The 15,512-nt window shown below is 71.4% G+C and carries 16 protein-coding genes; 10 read left to right on the top strand and 6 right to left on the bottom strand.

The window, feature by feature from the left end; translation table 11 throughout:
- Positions 1-40 precede the first annotated feature (40 nt).
- Entirely contained in the window at positions 41-1,501 is a 1,461-nt protein-coding gene (locus tag AB0J69_RS14540; protein ID WP_364116922.1) for an AAA family ATPase, read from the top strand.
- Positions 1,498-2,685, top strand: a complete 1,188-nt coding sequence (locus tag AB0J69_RS14535) for a tetratricopeptide repeat protein (RefSeq protein ID WP_364116920.1) — start codon at positions 1,498-1,500, stop codon at positions 2,683-2,685. Before AB0J69_RS14540 ends, AB0J69_RS14535 begins: the two co-directional genes overlap by 4 nt.
- Positions 2,686-2,692: 7 nt before the next feature.
- Here the strand turns inward: AB0J69_RS14535 and AB0J69_RS14530 are convergent, their stop codons facing one another.
- Positions 2,693-3,649 (bottom strand): aldo/keto reductase, encoded by a 957-nt coding sequence (locus tag AB0J69_RS14530; protein WP_364116918.1) that lies wholly within the window; start codon positions 3,647-3,649, stop codon positions 2,693-2,695.
- 86 nt (positions 3,650-3,735) lie between these two features.
- On the opposite strand from AB0J69_RS14530, the gene AB0J69_RS14525 reads away from it, so the two are divergent.
- The 3 genes from AB0J69_RS14525 to AB0J69_RS14515 all read left to right on the top strand — a co-directional run bounded on the left by AB0J69_RS14525 (position 3,736) and on the right by AB0J69_RS14515 (position 6,092).
- A complete protein-coding gene (locus tag AB0J69_RS14525) occupies positions 3,736-4,614 on the top strand; it encodes a LysR substrate-binding domain-containing protein (RefSeq protein ID WP_364116916.1) in 879 nt (292 codons plus the stop codon).
- Positions 4,615-4,645: 31 nt separating this feature from the next.
- Complete coding sequence (locus tag AB0J69_RS14520) at positions 4,646-4,846, top strand: EF-hand domain-containing protein (RefSeq protein ID WP_364116914.1); 201 nt, start codon at positions 4,646-4,648, stop codon at positions 4,844-4,846.
- A gap of 64 nt (positions 4,847-4,910) precedes the next feature.
- Complete coding sequence (locus tag AB0J69_RS14515; RefSeq protein WP_364116912.1) at positions 4,911-6,092, top strand: helix-turn-helix domain-containing protein; 1,182 nt, start codon at positions 4,911-4,913, stop codon at positions 6,090-6,092.
- A 1-nt stretch (position 6,093) separates the two neighbouring features.
- Here AB0J69_RS14515 and AB0J69_RS14510 read toward each other — a convergent pair whose 3' ends face one another.
- The gene (locus tag AB0J69_RS14510; protein WP_364116910.1) at positions 6,094-6,507 is read right to left on the bottom strand and encodes a PPOX class F420-dependent oxidoreductase; all 414 of its coding nucleotides are present in this window, start codon (positions 6,505-6,507) and stop codon (positions 6,094-6,096) included.
- Positions 6,508-6,595: 88 nt separating this feature from the next.
- On the opposite strand from AB0J69_RS14510, the gene AB0J69_RS14505 reads away from it, so the two are divergent.
- The 4 genes from AB0J69_RS14505 to AB0J69_RS14490 all read left to right on the top strand — a co-directional run bounded on the left by AB0J69_RS14505 (position 6,596) and on the right by AB0J69_RS14490 (position 11,315).
- Positions 6,596-7,528 carry a nucleoside hydrolase gene (locus tag AB0J69_RS14505; protein WP_364116908.1) on the top strand — a complete coding sequence of 311 codons (933 nt, stop codon included), beginning with the start codon at positions 6,596-6,598 and terminating at the stop codon, positions 7,526-7,528.
- A 28-nt stretch (positions 7,529-7,556) separates the two neighbouring features.
- A complete protein-coding gene (locus AB0J69_RS14500) occupies positions 7,557-9,218 on the top strand; it encodes an alpha-amylase family protein (RefSeq protein ID WP_364116906.1) in 1,662 nt (553 codons plus the stop codon).
- A gap of 75 nt (positions 9,219-9,293) precedes the next feature.
- Entirely contained in the window at positions 9,294-9,509 is a 216-nt protein-coding gene (locus AB0J69_RS14495; protein WP_364116904.1) for a hypothetical protein, read from the top strand.
- 51 nt (positions 9,510-9,560) lie between these two features.
- Positions 9,561-11,315 (top strand): 5'-nucleotidase C-terminal domain-containing protein, encoded by a 1,755-nt coding sequence (locus tag AB0J69_RS14490; protein ID WP_364116902.1) that lies wholly within the window; start codon positions 9,561-9,563, stop codon positions 11,313-11,315.
- Here AB0J69_RS14490 and AB0J69_RS14485 read toward each other — a convergent pair whose 3' ends face one another.
- The 4 genes from AB0J69_RS14485 to AB0J69_RS14470 form a co-directional block, all read right to left on the bottom strand.
- The gene (locus AB0J69_RS14485) at positions 11,316-12,056 is read right to left on the bottom strand and encodes a cytochrome d ubiquinol oxidase subunit II (protein WP_364116900.1); all 741 of its coding nucleotides are present in this window, start codon (positions 12,054-12,056) and stop codon (positions 11,316-11,318) included.
- 12 nt (positions 12,057-12,068) lie between these two features.
- On the bottom strand, positions 12,069-13,319 hold the full coding sequence (locus AB0J69_RS14480) for a cytochrome ubiquinol oxidase subunit I (RefSeq protein ID WP_364116898.1): 1,251 nt from the start codon (positions 13,317-13,319) through the stop codon (positions 12,069-12,071).
- 97 nt (positions 13,320-13,416) lie between these two features.
- Positions 13,417-14,085 (bottom strand): response regulator transcription factor, encoded by a 669-nt coding sequence (locus AB0J69_RS14475; RefSeq protein ID WP_364116896.1) that lies wholly within the window; start codon positions 14,083-14,085, stop codon positions 13,417-13,419.
- Positions 14,082-15,218 (bottom strand): sensor histidine kinase, encoded by a 1,137-nt coding sequence (locus AB0J69_RS14470; RefSeq protein ID WP_364116894.1) that lies wholly within the window; start codon positions 15,216-15,218, stop codon positions 14,082-14,084. The genes AB0J69_RS14475 and AB0J69_RS14470 overlap by 4 nt, the downstream gene beginning before the upstream one ends.
- A gap of 69 nt (positions 15,219-15,287) precedes the next feature.
- Here AB0J69_RS14470 and AB0J69_RS14465 point away from each other — a divergent pair, with 69 nt between their 5' ends.
- Positions 15,288-15,509 carry a hypothetical protein gene (locus tag AB0J69_RS14465; RefSeq protein ID WP_364116892.1) on the top strand — a complete coding sequence of 74 codons (222 nt, stop codon included), beginning with the start codon at positions 15,288-15,290 and terminating at the stop codon, positions 15,507-15,509.
- Positions 15,510-15,512: the final 3 nt, after the last annotated feature.

The raw sequence follows: 15,512 nt of genomic DNA, 5'->3' as shown, positions 1-15,512 counted from the left end.
AGTTCGAGATGACCGAAACTGCGACAGAAGGGAACGGCACGTGTCAGACGATGCCGGCCTTCAGGCGCTCCGCGAGGCGGCGCGTCTATCTCCGGACAACCTTCCCCTGCGCCAGCACCTCGCCGGTCTGCTCCTGGCCAAGGGCTATCTGGCCGACGCCGAGGCCGAGTTCCGCGCCGCACTCGTGCTCGCGCCCAAGAACCCGGACCTCACGGCCGGGCTGGCGGAGGCGTTCGTCCGGCAGAGCGCCTACGGACCGGCGCTGGCGGCGCTCGAACCGCTGCTGGCCGAGCCCGGCTACCCGCCCCGGCTCGGCATCCTGGCGGCCAGGGCGCTGATCGGCGAGGGCGACATGGGCCGGGCGGCCTACCGGTACTTCGAGGCGATCAACCGGGACGCCTCCCTGGTCGACGCCGAGCTGGCCACCCGGCTGACCCCGGGCGGCCCCGGCTCCCCGTGGCCGCCCGCTGCGGCACCTCCTGCGGCCTCCCCGCCCCAGGTCTCCCCGCCACCCCCTTCCGCGCCACCCCCTCCGGCATCTCCTGCGGCACCTCCGCTGTACGCGGCGCCCGCGATGGCCGGGCAGCAGCCCGTCGCGGGCGGGCCCGCCACGCGTGAGAGCACCAGCGAGGTGGAGCGCGCCGGGCTGACGTTCGCCGACGTGGCGGGCATGGAGGCGGTCAAGGAGGCGCTGCGGATGAAGCTGCTGCTGCCCATCCAGCAGCCGGACCTGTTCGCCGCGTACGGCAAGCGGGCCGGCGGCGGCGTGCTCCTCTACGGCCCGCCGGGAGCGGGCAAGACCCACCTGGCCAGGGCCGCCGCCGGCGAGCTCGGCGCGGCGTTCGTCAACGTGGGCCTGGCCGACATCCTGGACATGTACGTCGGCTCCAGCGAGCGCAACCTGCACGCCACCTTCGACCTGGCCCGCCGCAACCGCCCCTGCGTGCTGTTCTTCGACGAGGTCGACGCGCTGGCCGGGCGCCGCTCGGACATGCGCCAGGCGCACACCCGGCAGCTCGTCAACCAGTTCCTGGCCGAGCTCGACGGCGTGGACCAGAGCGCCAACGAGGGCGTGCTGGTGCTGGCCGCCACGAACGCCCCCTGGTACGTGGACGGCGCCTTCCGCCGCCCCGGCCGCCTCGACCAGCCGGTGTTCGTGCCGCCGCCGGACCAGGCGGCGCGCGCGGCCATCCTGCGCATCCTGTGCCGCGACAAGCCCCTGGCCGAGATGGACTTCGACGCGGTGGCACGGGTGACCGAGCACTTCGTCGGCGCCGACCTCAAGGGCGTCGTGGACCGGGCGGTGGAGGCCAAGCTCCAGCAGTCGATCAGCGCGGGCCGCCCCATCCCGCTGTCCACGCCCGATCTGCTGGCGGCCGCCCGCACCGTACGGCCCACGGCGGTCAGGGAGTGGATGGCCACCGCGCGCAACTACGTGATGCACGCCAACGACTCCGGCGCCTGGGACGAGCTGATGCCCTGGGTCAAGGGCAAGTGGTGAAGGTCGCCGACCCGATCCAACGGGCGCGCACGCTCCTGCAGCTGCGCCGTCCGACCGACGCCGAGCGGGAGCTGCGCGGCCTGCTCGCCCAGGAGCCGCAGAGCGTCACCGGCCACGCCCTCCTGGCGCTCGCGCTGATCCAGCAGCGCCAGGTGGCCGAGGCCGTCGAGGAGGCCCACGAGGCGGTACGCCTCGCGCCCGACCAGTGGTTCCCCCACTACGCCGCCGCCCAGGTGCACTACCGCGCCCGCCGGCCCGAGGAGGCCATGGCCGCCATCCACACGGCCCTGGACCTGCAGCCCGAGTACGCCCCGACCTGGGAGCTGCTGGCCCGCACACACATGATCAAGGGCGAGTGGACCGGGATGGCCGACGCCGCCCGGCGCGGCCTGCGGATCGATCCGCAGGACTCCGACCTGGTGAGCCTGCTGGCGCTGGCCTGCACGAACCTCGGCGACGCCGGGCAGGCCCAGGCCGCCGCCGCGCACGCCGTGCAGCTCGATCCGGAGAGCCCCACCGCGCACTTCGTCCACGGCCGCGTGGCGCTGAGGTTCGGCGATCCCCGGCGGGCGGCGGAGGCGTTCCGCGAGGTGCTCCGGCTGGACCCGGGCTTCGGGCAGGCCAGGGACCTGCTCGTGGCGGCGCTCAAGCAGCGCAACCCGCTCTACCGGCGGCTCTCGCGGCTGCGGGGCAGGTTCCCCGGCGGCTGGCGGCTGATCTTCCTGTTGCCCGCCGTTCCGCCCGTCATCGCGGTCTTCGTCATCCTCGCGGTGCTGCACTGGGTGGCGTGGGTGGCCGAGTCGTGGACCACGTTGCGGCTGGCCCGCGCCAGGACCACCCGGTTGTTGTTCGAGGGGGTCGAGGCACGGGTGGCCGTGCTGTGCTGCGGCCTGGCCGTGGCGGGTGCGGCCCTGCTCGGTCTGGGTCTCGCGCTCGGCCAGGACGCGGTGGCCACCGCCGGCGCGGCGGTCATGGCCCTGGTCACCCCGGCCCAGGAGGCCGCGCACACCGGATCGGCGCGTCGCCGGGCGGTCCTGTACGGGTGGGCGGGCCTGCTCGCGGTGGCCATCGCCGTCTCGGTGGCCACCTCCGCGCCGGCCGTGGCGCTGCTCGGCATGTACGCCGGGCTGGCCACGGTCTGGCTGGCGACCGCCGTCCGGGGCAGGCTCCCCACCGGGATCTAGAGCCGATCTAGAGCAGGGTCCCGCCGCTCACCTCGAATGTGGCCAGGGCCTCGTCGATCCGGGCCAGGGTGTCCGGGTGGAGAGTGAGGTCGGCGGCGGCCAGGTTCTCCTCGATGTGGGCCGGGGTGCGGCTGCCGGGGATCGTCACCACGTGCTCGTCCTGGTGCAGGAGCCAGGCGAGGGCGAGCTGGGCCGGGGAGATGCCGAGCTGCGCGGCCAGCGCCCTGATCGGGGCGTAGCGGTCATTGTTGCCCGCCAGGTTCTCGGCCGAGAAGCGGGGCGCGTTGTGCCGGAAGTCGCCCTCCCCGAGCGCCTGCACCGTGCCGGTCAGGAAGCCGTTGCCCAGCGGGCTCCAGGCCACGATCCCGACGCCGAGCTCCCGCGCGGTGGCCAGCAGGCCGGCGTCCACCGGGCGCCACATCGACCACTCGTTCTGCACGGCCGCCACCGGGTGGACCGCGTGCGCCGCCCTCAGCTGGGCGGCCGTCACGTTGGACAACCCGATGTGCCTGACCAGCCCGTCGCGCACCAGCTCGGCCATCGCGCCGGCGGTCTCCTCGATGGGGACGCCCGGGTCGGGATAGTGGGCGTAGTAGAGGTCGATCACGTCGGTGTCCAGGTTGCGCAGGCTGCTCTCGGCGTAGCGGCGCACCAGGCGGGGCTCCGCGTTCACCCGGAGCTCGCCGAAGGCGTACCCGACCGGGTACGAGCGGCTCGGCTCGCCCTCCGGGACCGCCAGCCCGAACTTGGTGGCCACCACGACCTCGTCCCTGCGGCCCTTGATCGCGCGGCCCACCAGGCGCTCGTTGTGGCCGTTCGGGCCGTACGCGTCGCTGGTGTCCACATGGGTGCCGCCCGCGTCGAGCGCCGACTTCAGCGCCGCCTCGCCCCGGGCGTCGTCCACCTCGCCGTACACGCCGGGCGACAACACCATGGCGCCGAAACCGATGGCGGGAACCTGCAAGCTGCCAAGTGTGCGTGTTTTCATGCGTGCGATCCTGCCGCGCGGGCCGGCTCCGGGTCCAAGACCCTTTGCTATAACCAGTGGCTATGGACGTGCATCTGCGTGAGTTGCGGTATTTCGTGGCGGTGGCCGAGGAGCTGAACGTGACGCGGGCCGCAGAGCGGTTGTTCGTCTCCCAGCCCGCGCTGTCGAAGCAGCTCAGGGTGCTGGAGCGGCAGCTCGGGTTCCCGCTCTTCGAGCGGGTGCCGAGCGGGGTGGTGCTCACCAGGCAGGGTGCGGTGCTGCTGCCGGTCGCCCGTGACCTGCTCGAACAGTGGAACGCCGGGGTCGAGCGCGCGCGGGCGGCGGCGCCCACCGGCACGCTGGTGATCGGGATGCAGACGGCCGTGGGCCGGGGGTTGCAGCAGGAGGCTCTGCGCCGGTTCCGGGCGGCGATGCCGGGGTGGGAGGTGTCGCTGCGGCTGGTCGGCTGGGACGACCCCAGTGGCGGGCTGGCCGACGGGTCCTCCGACGTGGCGTTCATCTGGCTGCCGGTGCCGCCGGGGCTGCGGACGTACGTGCTGGCGACCGAGCGGCGCGGGGTGGCGCTGCCCGCCGACCACCCGCTGGCCGGGCTGGCGGAGATCCCGTTCGCGGCGCTGCGCGACGAGCCGTTCATCGCGCTGCCCCCGGCGGCGGGGCCGCTGCGCGACTTCTGGCTCGGGCTCGACGCGCGGGAGGACGCGCCGGTCGTCGGGGTCACCGCCAATACACCTGAGGAGGTGTTCGAGGCCGTGACCAGCGGGCTCGGGGTGGTGCTGGTGGCGGAGGGGAACGCCATGCTGTACAAGAGACCGGGTATGACGTACCGGCCGGTTACCGGGCTGCCTCCCGGGGAACTGGCCATTGCCTGGCGCGAAGGGGATGTGAGCCCACAAGTCATGGCATTCATCGACGCGCTACGACATGTCACCACTAAGGTCTGACGCGATATCAGATCACGCGGAAGGGCGACCCATGAGCGATTACGCGACCACCTTCAACCTGATCGACGCCGACAAGGACGGCCGCATCTCCGCCGTCGAGCTCGTCCGGCTGATGGAGGTGCTCGGCCAGCCCGTGACGCTGGAGGCCGCGCAGGAAGGGGTGCTCAAGCTCGACAAGGACGGCGACGGCCTGATCGACGTCGAGGAGTTCGCCGCCTTCCTCCAGAAGTGATAAGAAACAAGCACTTGCTACACATTCTTCTGTTGCCTGGGTCACAATGGCGGCAGGAGGGACGATGGCCAACAAGAGTGACATCAGCGAAAGCCGTACACCCGCGGACATCGTACGAACGCTCAGGTCGGGCATCGGCCGGGTCTCCGAAGAGGTGATCGAGGAGATCCAGACCCGCATCCCCGAATACGCCCGGCCATCGGACGAGATCTACATCAAGGTCGTGCGGATGGCGGTCGAGCAGGCCATCGAGGGCTTTCTCGACCGCATCGAGCGCCCGGACGCCTCCTGGGACCCCGAGCCGTTCCGCATGATCGGCAAGGGAGAGGCGGCCGAGGGCCGCAACCTGGAGCCGCTGCAGGCGGCGATGCGGCTCGGCGCCCGGGTCGGCTGGCGGCGGCTGACGGAGATCGCCGAACCGCTCGGGCTGTCCCCCCAGTCCCTGTACGAGCTGGGCGAGGACATCTTCGTCTACCTAGACCAGCTCGCCGACGCCGCCGCCGAGGGCTTCGAGGAGGCCAGGGCGCACGTCGCCGGCGAGATCGAGCGCCGCCGGGGCCGCCTGCTCGACCTGCTGCTCAGCCGGCCGCCGGCGAGCGCGGAGGCCGTCGCCGACCTGGCCAAGGCGGCCGGCTGGCGGCTGCCCAGGACCGTCGCCTGCGTGGTCCTCGACGACCAGCACGGCCCCTGCCGCGTGCCCCCGCTGCCGCCCGACGTCCTCGCCGGCGCCGACCGGACCGTGCCCTGCCTCCTGGTGCCCGACCCGGCCGGGCCCGGCCAGGCCCAGATGCTGGAGCACGCCCTGCGCGGCCACCGCGCGGCCATCGGTCCCGCCGTTCCGCTGGCCTCGGCCGAGACGTCGCTGCGGTGGGCCGGGGAGGCGCTCGACCTGTCACGGCGCGGCGTGCTGCCCAGGGGGCTGCTGCGGTGCGAGGACCACATGGCCACGCTGGTGGTGTTCAAGGACGAGGAGCTGGTCAGCGCGCTGGCCGAGGTGCGCCTGGCGCCCCTGGCCCACCTGCGGCCCACGCAGCAGGACCGGCTGGCCGAGACGCTGCTGGCCTGGCTCCGGCACGGCAGGGGCGCCGGTGAGGTGGCCGCCAAGCTGCACGTCCACCCGCAGACCGTGCGTTACCGGCTGCGGCAGCTCGAAGAGCTGTACGGTGACCAGCTCGCCGACCCCGACGTGCGCTTCGAGCTGGAGATCGCGCTGCGGGCCAGGCAGGCGGTCATGTCCGGCCGCTGAGCTACGGGTGCACGGCGCGCCTCGTCTCGTACCAGTCGTCGCCGACCGGCTCCCCGGCCATGTTCCAGCTCCACGAGACGGTCGGCGTGACCCGCGCGTACACGCCCGGCCCGACCAGGCCGACCCGCTCCACCGGGCCCTCGGCCACGCCGTAGACGCGCACCCCGCGCGCGATGAACGGGTCGAACGACACCATGTCGTCCACGACCAGCGCCACCTTGACGTTGCCCGCCCCGATGTTGCGGAACTTCCTGGTGCCGAGCACCTGCTCGCCGGCGCCGCCGATCCAGAAGTGCGTCCCGTCGAACTCGAAGGCCAGCGGCACCACATCCGGCTGGCCGTCGCCGGACAGCGTCGCCACCCGGGCGAGCGGTTGCGAGCGGAGGTAGGCGATCTCTTCGTCGGTGAACGGCATGCGGGGTGTCTCCTTCCACGAACAGGGACGTTTCTGTCTACACGAACGGTGCCCGCCGGGATCGACAGCCGATCTATAGCATGGTCGGATGCCGAAACCGGTGATCCTCGACTGCGACCCCGGACACGACGACGTCTTCGCGATCTGGCTGGCGGCCGGCGATCCGGAGATCGACCTGCGCGCCATCACCACCGTCGGCGGCAACGGCACGCTGACCCACACCACCTACAACGCCAGGGTGGTGACCGGGCTGGCCGGGATCGCGGGGGTGCCGATCTCGCCCGGCGCCGACAGCCCGATGGTGCGGCTGCTGTCGCCGGCCGAGGGGATCCACGGTGCCAACGCGCTGGGCGGTCCCGAGCTGCCGGCGCCCACCGTGGCGGCCGACCCGCGCACGGCGGTCGAGCTCATCAGGGACACCCTCGACGGGGCCGGGGAGGAGGTGACGATCGTGGCCACCGGGCCGCTGACGAACATCGCCATGTTCGTCCGCACCTATCCCGACCGGCTCTCCCGGATCAAGGAGGTGGTCTGGATGGGCGGGTCCACGGGACGGGGGAACATCACCCCGTACGCGGAGTTCAACTGCTGGACCGACCCCGAGGCCGCCGCGATCGTGCTCGGCTCGGGGCTGCCGTTCACCATGATCGGCCTGAACGTCACCCACCAGGTGCTCATCACGCCCGAGGTGGTCGCCCGGATCGGCGCCGTCGGCAACCGCACCGCCGCCTTCGGCGTCGAGCTGCTCAACTACTTCAACTCCACGTACGAGACCGACCAGGGCATGCCGGAAGGCCCGCTGCACGACCCCGTGGCGGTGGCGCTGGTGGCCCGGCCCGGCCTGGTGACCACCGTGCGGACCAGGCTCGACATCGAGCTGCACGGCACCGAGACAGCCGGGGCGACCAGCGTCGACCTGCTCGGGAAACTCAGGCGGCCGCCCAACGCGAGCGTGGCCACCGGCGTCGACGTCGAGGGGTTCTGGCGGCTGCTGGAAGACGCCATCCGCGCGCTGTCATGACCGGGGCCGCCCTGGGTAGCGGGAGCGGATGCGACTGACGTACACCTCCGACGTCTGGTGGAAGAACGCCGTCGTCTACTGCCTTGACGTGGAGACGTTCAAGGACGGCAACGACGACGGCGTGGGCGACTTCCGCGGCCTGACGCAGCAGATCGACTATCTCGCGGGGCTCGGCGTGACCTGCCTGTGGCTCATGCCGTTCTTCCCGACTCCCAACAGGGACGACGGCTACGACATCACCGACTTCTACAGCGTCGACCCGAGGCTGGGGACGCTGGGCGACTTCGTGGAGTTCATGCGCACCGCCCACGACCGCGGGCTGCGGGTGATCGCGGACCTCGTCGTCAACCACACCTCCGACCAGCACCCCTGGTTCACGGAGGCACGGTCGGGCCGGGACTCGCCGCGCCGCGACTGGTACGTCTGGTCCGACACTCCCGAACCGGACAACCCCGAGCAGATCGTCTTCCCCGACAAGGAGACCAGCATCTGGGAGTACAACGAGGTCTCCGGCCAGTACTACCTGCACAGCTTCTACCGGCACCAGCCGGACCTGAACGTGGGCAACCCCGAGGTCAGGGACGAGATCGCGCGCATCCTGGGGTTCTGGATGGAGCTGGGGCTGTCGGGGTTCCGGGTGGACGCCGTGCCGTTCCTCATCGAGAACGTCAATCCGAAGTTGGCGGAGCCGCACGAGTTCCTGGCGGACCTGCGGGCGTTCATGACGCGGCGCATGGGCGGGTCGATCCTGCTCGGCGAGGTGAACGTCCCGTACGACGACTTAATTGGATATTTCGGTGATGGTCTGGGTGACCAGATCACCATGTGCTTCGACTTCATCGGCATGCAGAACGCCTGGTTGTCGATGGCCCGCAGCGACGCCGCCCCGCTCGCCAAGGCCCTCCGCGCGCGGCCCCAGCCGCCCAAGGACTGCCAGTGGGCCATGTTCCTGCGCAACCACGACGAGCTGACCCTCGACAAGCTGACGGAGAGCGAGCGGGAGGAGATCTTCCAGGCGTTCGGGCCGAGCAAGGACATGCAGATCTTCGGCCGCGGGCTGCGCCGCCGCCTGCCGACCATGTTCGGCGGCGACCTGCGGCGCATCAAGATGGCCTACAGCCTGCTGTTCTCCCTGCCCGGCACGCCCGTGATCTTCTACGGCGAGGAGATCGGGATGGGGGAGAACCTGGAGGAGGAGGGCCGGATGGCGGTCCGCGTCCCGATGCAGTGGTCGGACGACGGCGGTTTCACCCGGGCCGACCCTGTCCGCGAGATCCCGGAGGGCTCCTTCGCCCCCGATCGGGTCAACGTGGCCGACCAGAAGCGGGACACGGACTCGCTGCTGCGCTGGTTCCAGCTGCTGATCGAGCGTTACCGGGAGTGCCCCGAGCTGGCATGGGGAGACTGCACGGTGCTGGACACGGGCCATCCGGCGGTCTTCGCGCACCGCTGCGACGCCGACGGGGCGACGGTGGTGGTCGTGCACAACCTCTGCGACACGGCGCAGGACGTGCAGCTGCGGCTGGCCGGGCTCGACCGGTGCCTGCTCACCGACCTGCTGGTGGACGGGGCGCTGGAGGTGTCGGGCGAGGGCGTCGTACGCGTGCCGCTGGACCCGCACGGCTGCCGCTGGCTGCGCGCCTCGCCTCCGGAGCTGGCCCCGGAGGACGCCTCGGTCAAGGCGCGGTGACCGGCCAGGCGGACATGGCGAGGGTGGCGACGGCCCACCTCGGCCGACTCGGGGCCGCAGTTCGCCGCCGCGGTGATGATCAGGCAGCCCGGAGCTGGTCAGGCGGCTGGTGCTGATCGCGGGCTGGGCGACCTGCTGCCGAAGATCACCGCGCCCACCCTGGTCATCGGCAACCCCCGGGACTACCTGGTCCCGGTCGAGCGAGCCCGCGCGCTGCCCGGCGGCGAGTACGCCGAGCTGGACAGCGGCCACGTGGTCGTGCACGAGCGCCCGGCCGAGCTATGGCGCTGATTAGGGCATTCGTAACCAACGAGTAATTTGTCCTGATTACTCTCCAGCATCATGCAGACCAAGAAGCTCGCCCTCACCGGGGCCGCCGCGCTGTGCGTGCTGGCCCTGGCGGCGCCCCCCGCGCAGGCCGACCGGCCGGCCAAGACGGTCACGGTCACCGTGATGGGCACGTCCGACCTCCACAGCAACGCCCTGAACTGGGACTACTTCAAGGACGCCGGCTACTCCGACAGCCAGGGCAACAGCGTCGGTCTGGCGAAGGTTTCCTCGCTGGTCAACCGGATCAGGGCCGAGCGCGGAGCGGATCACACGCTGCTGTTCGACTCGGGTGACACCATCCAGGGCACCCCGCTGGCGTACTACTACGCCAAGGTCGAGCCGGTGAACGAGACCGGGCAGATCCACCCGATGGCCAAGGCCATGAACGCCATCGGGTACGACGCCGTGACGCTGGGCAACCACGAGTTCAACTACGGTCTGCCGCTGCTGGCCACGTGGGTCGACCAGATGAAGGCCCCCGTGCTCGGCGCGAACGCGGTCCACGAGAAGTCGGGGCGGCCCGCGTACAAGCCGTTCGTGATCAAGACCATGAAGGTCAAGGGCGAGCAGCCGATCAGGGTGGGCGTGCTCGGCCTGACCAACCCGGGCGTGGCCATCTGGGACAAGGCGAACGTCGAGGGCAGGCTGCGCTTCACCGACCTGGTCGAGTCGGCGAAGAAGTGGGTGCCGGTCATCCGCGGCCTCGGCGCGGACGTGGTCGTCGTGACCGCGCACGCGGGCGACAACGGCATGTCCTCCTATGGTGGCGACCTGCCGGTCGAGAACGCCTCCGCGATGGTGGCCGAGCAGGTGCCGGGCATCGACGCGGTGCTGTTCGGGCACGCGCACAACGAGGTCGCCCAGAAGTTCGTGACGAACAAGGCGACCGGGCAGCAGGTGCTGCTGACCGAGCCGGGCAAGTGGGGCCAGCGCCTGTCGGTCCTGGACTTCCAGCTCGCCAAGCAGCGCGGCAAGTGGGTCGTCACCGGCAAGTCCTCGACCACGCTCAACACCAACACGGTCCAGGAGGACCCGAAGATCGTCGAGCTGCTGAAGCCGCAGCACGACACCACGGTCGGCTACGTCAACAAGGTCGTGGCCAAGTCGGCGCAGCAGCTGTCGGCGGCCGAGTCGCCGTACAAGGACACGCCGATCCTCGACTACATCCAGCACGTGCAGGAGGAGACGGTCAAGCAGGCGCTGCCGGACAACACGCTACCGGTGCTGTCGATCGCGGCGCCGTTCAGCCGCAGCGCCGTCTTCCCCGCCGGCGACATCCGGGTCAGGGACGTGGCCGGCCTGTACGTCTACGACAACACGCTGCAGGCGGTCAAGCTGACCGGCGCGCAGATCAAGGACTACCTGGAGTACTCCGCCAAGTACTTCAACCAGCTCGCCCCCGGCGCCCCCGTCGACGTCACCAAGCTGACGAACGCGAACAACACCCCCGACTACAACTACGACCAGCTCTCCGGGGTGTCGTACGACATCGACGTGGCCAAGCCGGCCGGCCAGCGCATCGCCAACCTGACCTACGAGGGCGCGCCGATCCCGGCCGGCAAGGAGTTCCTGGTCGCGATCAACAACTACCGTCAGTCGGGCGGCGGCGGCTTCCCGCACGTCACCAGCGCTCCCGTCGTCTACAACGCGCAGGTGGAGATCAGGCAGGCGCTGATCGAGTACGCCACCGCCCAGGGCACCATCGACCCGTCGGACTTCGCGGTGCCCAACTGGAAGCTGACCCGCGACGGGGTCCCGCTCTTCTAGTCAGAGGTAGGAGGGCCCGGTCACCCGGTGCCTGAACGTCCACCACACCCAGGCCTGGGACGCCACCAGCAGCGGGGTCACGGCCAGGACGATCGGCACCAGCACCGGTCCCGACGTGCCGGGCTCCAGCGGCAGCCGGAGCCCGGCCAGCACCCCGACGACCACCATCGCCGCCGAGGTCAGCGCGTACGTGCGGACCTCGCCGGCCCCTCCCGACAGCACGGCCGCCCGCTCGCGCAACGTCCCCCGCAGCCGCAGCGCCGCGAACGCCAGCCCGTGCGTGAGGAACAGCGCCGCCAGCACCAGCGCGGGCAGCACCGCCACCGGCCCCTCGATCCCGAGCAGGACGCGGGCCAGCAGCAGGCCCCAGCTCAGCGCCAGCCCCCAGCTCCCGGCCACGATCGCGCCGTCCCAGAACGCCTGCCAGCGCGCCCCGGGCACGCGCCCGCGCAGCCACAGGCCCATGTCGCGGATCACCCACGCCAGCAGCAGCGTCACGACCACGGTGTGGTTGCCGTGCAGCAGCTCGCCCTCCAGCTGGGGGAACAGCCCCGCGAGCACGCCCGCCGTGGCCACCAGCCAGACCTCGTTGCCCAGGAAGAACGGTGCGATCGCGGCGATCGCCTCGCGCCGCTCGCCCGCCGACCGCCCCAGGTACGGCAGCGCCATGCCCACCCCGATGTCGGCCCCGGCCAGCACCAGGTAGCCGAGCGCGAAGAAGGCCAGAATCAGGATCTCCATGTTCGGCTCCACTCAGAAGGAAGGGACGGGGACGGGGGCGTCGATCGGGCGGTCGCCCAGCGCCACCTCGGCGGGACCGCGCCGGGCGGCCCTGGCCAGCAGCCAGTAGTTGATCACGATCAGCACCGCGAACACGGTGGCGAAGGCGAACAACGAGAAGCGCACCTGAGCCCCGGTCATCGGTGACATGGCCTCGGACGTCCGCAGCAGCCCGTACACGGCCCACGGCTGGCGCCCCATCTCGCGGAAGATCCAGCCGGACAACATGGTCACGAAGGGCACCGGGATCATCAGCGTCAGCAGCCAGTGCCACAGCCGGAACCCGCGCACCACCGGCCGGAAGAGCATGAGCAGGCAGCTCAGCCCGGCCACGAACATCATCAGCGCGAACAACGTCATCATCGTGATGCCGCTGGTCTGCACCCACGCCACGGGCGGCAGGTAGTCGCCGGGCCCGTGCCTGGCCACCATCTCGGCCTGGGCGGCGGCCAGCCGGCCGGCGTCGTTCACCCACGCCGCGACCTTGGTGGGCTGCATGGTCTCGAACCCGAGCCCGCCGAACGCCGCGGTGAAGAACGTGGCCGGCAGCGCCACCCCCATCCCGATCCGCAGCGACTTGCGGAAGACGTCCTGCTCGGCGGTGCGCCTGCGCAGGTGGTACGCGCTCACCCCGGCCAGGAAGAACCCGCCCACGATCAGCGCGCCGCCCAGCACGTGCCAGAACGCCACCTGCGCCGCCGGGTCGGCCACCATCGCCCCGAAGTCCACCAGCCGCAGCCGGCCGCCGTCGGGCACGTGACCGACCGGGTTCTGCAGGAAGCCGTTGGAGACCATGATCCAGAACGCCGACGCGTACGCGGTCAGCGCCACCACCCAGATCGCCGCCAGGTGCGCCCACCGGTTCAGCTTGTTCCAGCCGAAGATCCACAAGCCCAGGAACGTGGACTCGACGAAGAACGCCACCAGCGTCTCGATCGCCAGTGCCGAGCCGAACACGTCGCCCGCGTACTCCGTCAGCCCGCTCCACGACAGCCCGAGCTGGAACTCCATCACGAGCCCGGTGACGATGCCCATCGCGTAGTTGATGATGTAGAGCTGGCCCCAGAACCGCGTCATCCGCAGGTGCACGGGATCGCCGCCGAAGGTGGCCCGGGTCTGGATGATGGCCACCAGCGTCGCCAGGCCGAGCGTCAGCGCCACGAACAGGAAGTGCGCGCCCGCGGTGAGCGCGAACTGCAGGCGGGCGAGGTCCACGGTTTCCATGCCCCCGAGCTTCCGGGCACGGCACCGCCCGCCGCGTCATGCCGGGGCGTTCACCTGGCGTACATCCCGGGTCGCATGGGCCGCCCCGGCGTACCACTCAGGGTGTAAGCCAGCCCGGAGTGATGACGCCGGCCTCGTACGCGATGACGACGAGCTGGGCCCTGTCGCGGACGGACAACTTGGTCATGATGCGGCTGACGTGCGTCTTCGCCGTGGCAGGGCTGAGCACGAGCCGGGCCGCGATCTCGTCGTTGGACAGCCCGGCGGCCACCAGCGTCATGACCTCGCGCTCGCGCTCGGTGAGCGCGTTGAGCTCGGGGCCCGGCTCCGGGCGCTTGACCCGGCCGGCGAACTCGGCGATCAGCCGCCGGGTGACCGACGGGGCGATGAGCGCGTCGCCCCTGGCCACGACCCGGACCGCGTGGATCAGCTCGGCCGGCTCGGTGTCCTTGACCAGGAAGCCGCCGGCGCCGGCCCGCAGCGCGCCGTAGACGTAGTCGTCCAGGTCGAACGTGGTCAGGATGATCACCTTGACGCCGTCGAGCGCCGGGTCGCCGGCGATGCGGCGGGTGGCCTCCAGGCCGTCGAGCTCGGGCATGCGGATGTCCATGAGGACCACGTCGGGCCGGTGCTCGCGCGCCTTGGAGATCGCCTCCGCGCCGTTGGCGGCCTCGGCCACCACCTCGATGTCGTCCTCGTCGCTGAGTATGGACCGGAACCCGGCGCGTACCAGGGTCTGGTCGTCGGCGAGCACTACGCGGATCATCGAGCCCCGTTCGTCGGCTGGGTGAGTGGCAGGCGGGCGGCGACGTGGAAGCCGCCCTCGGGGCGCGGGCCCGCCTCCAGGGTGCCGCCGAGCGCGGTGGCGCGCTCGCGCATGCCCTGCAGGCCGAAGCCGCTGCCCCCGTCGAAGGCGGCGCCCGGTCCGTCGTCCTCCACGCGGATGACGATGCTCCCGGACGCGTTGGTGATCGTCAACGTGGCCCTGTCGGTGCCGGAATGGCGGGAGACGTTCGTCAGCGCCTCCCGGACGATGCGGGCGCCGGCCAGGTCTACCTCGGTCGGCAGCGCGTCGAGCGGCCCCGACAGCTGCGTGCGGACGTTCAGCCCCGACGCCGCGACCAGCGCCTCCACCCGCGCCAGGCTGCCGGCGGGCGCGGTCGGCGCGTCCTCGTCCACCTGGCGCAGCACCCCCAGCGTGGTCCGCAGCTCGCGCAGCGTCTCCTTGCTGGTCTCCTTGATCGTCCGCAGCGCCGCCTCGGCCTCCTCGGGCCGCTTCTTCAACCCGTGCAGCGCCGCTGCCGCCTGTACGTTGATCATGGAGATGTTGTGCCCGAGCACGTCGTGCAGTTCCCTGGCGATCCGCAGCCGCTCCTCGCCGGCCCGCCGCCTGGCCTCCTCCTCCTTGCTGCGCAGGGCGTCCAGCGCGTGCTGCCGGGCCTCCATGAGGTACGCGCGGCGGTTGCGGGTGACACCGCCGAACGCGATGGCGGCCACCACCCACCCGGCGATCATCATGAACAGGCTGTCGTCCACGTGCCTGACCCCGCCGGTCTCGCCCACCCCCATGGCCAGCAGCGACAGCGCCCCCGTGGCGATGGCGGGCGCGAGGTGGCCCAGGTCGGCGGCGGTGTAGAGGGCGACGAAGATGAGCACGATCATCGGCCCGTCGACTCCGGCCCACGGATAGTAGGCCGCCACCGACACCGCGACGACGATCAGCACCGCGACGGGATAGCGCCGCCGCGCCAGCAGCGCGCCGCAGGCGATCAGCGGCAGCAGGACGTCCAGCGCGTTCAGCCGGCCGGGGGCGCGCAGGACGTGGGTGAGCGCGGTGCCGGCCAGCACGGCGACGATCGTCACGAGTGACACGATCGTGCTGGTGGAGGGCCTGCTCATGGCTCCCATTCTGCATGCCGGCCCGGGTGGCGGGGTGATCGGCCGGGCGCATCTGGGTAGAGCCCGTGGATGAGCACTAAGGACGAACTCCGGCGGGTCGAAGAGGACCTGGTCCGGTTGCGGGCCGAGAACCAGGAAGTGCGCGACCAGATCCGCGACATGGGCGCGACCGATCAGGTCGAGATCTCAGCGGTGATCAGCCAGGCGGACGAGCAGGTGGAGCTGATCGCCCAGCTCGAACGCCGCCGCGACGGGCTGATCAAGCGGCTGGAAGAGGAGGGCGCCCAGTGACGG

It is taken from the genome of Nonomuraea sp. NPDC049709, from assembly GCF_040674815.1.
GTDB lineage: Bacteria > Actinomycetota > Actinomycetes > Streptosporangiales > Streptosporangiaceae > Nonomuraea.
Note: the sequence above shows the minus strand (reverse complement) of the source record. Positions and strands in the feature narration are given on the sequence as shown.

Bases quoted from the DNA above. Each gene is read 5' to 3' on its own strand.
- AB0J69_RS14495 (WP_364116904.1), top strand. From the start codon at position 9,294: ATGATCAGGCAGCCCGGAGCTGGTCAGGCGGCTGGTGCTGATCGCGGG.
- AB0J69_RS14470 (WP_364116894.1), bottom strand. From the start codon at position 15,218: ATGAGCAGGCCCTCCACCAGCACGATCGTGTCACTCGTGACGATCGTC.
- AB0J69_RS14485 (WP_364116900.1), bottom strand. From the start codon at position 12,056: ATGGAGATCCTGATTCTGGCCTTCTTCGCGCTCGGCTACCTGGTGCTG.
- AB0J69_RS14500 (WP_364116906.1), top strand. From the start codon at position 7,557: ATGCGACTGACGTACACCTCCGACGTCTGGTGGAAGAACGCCGTCGTC.
- AB0J69_RS14525 (WP_364116916.1), top strand. From the start codon at position 3,736: ATGGACGTGCATCTGCGTGAGTTGCGGTATTTCGTGGCGGTGGCCGAG.
- AB0J69_RS14520 (WP_364116914.1), top strand. From the start codon at position 4,646: ATGAGCGATTACGCGACCACCTTCAACCTGATCGACGCCGACAAGGAC.
- AB0J69_RS14490 (WP_364116902.1), top strand. From the start codon at position 9,561: ATGCAGACCAAGAAGCTCGCCCTCACCGGGGCCGCCGCGCTGTGCGTG.
- AB0J69_RS14480 (WP_364116898.1), bottom strand. From the start codon at position 13,319: ATGGAAACCGTGGACCTCGCCCGCCTGCAGTTCGCGCTCACCGCGGGC.
- AB0J69_RS14515 (WP_364116912.1), top strand. From the start codon at position 4,911: ATGGCCAACAAGAGTGACATCAGCGAAAGCCGTACACCCGCGGACATC.
- AB0J69_RS14475 (WP_364116896.1), bottom strand. From the start codon at position 14,085: ATGATCCGCGTAGTGCTCGCCGACGACCAGACCCTGGTACGCGCCGGG.
- AB0J69_RS14465 (WP_364116892.1), top strand. From the start codon at position 15,288: ATGAGCACTAAGGACGAACTCCGGCGGGTCGAAGAGGACCTGGTCCGG.
- AB0J69_RS14505 (WP_364116908.1), top strand. From the start codon at position 6,596: ATGCCGAAACCGGTGATCCTCGACTGCGACCCCGGACACGACGACGTC.
- AB0J69_RS14510 (WP_364116910.1), bottom strand. From the start codon at position 6,507: ATGCCGTTCACCGACGAAGAGATCGCCTACCTCCGCTCGCAACCGCTC.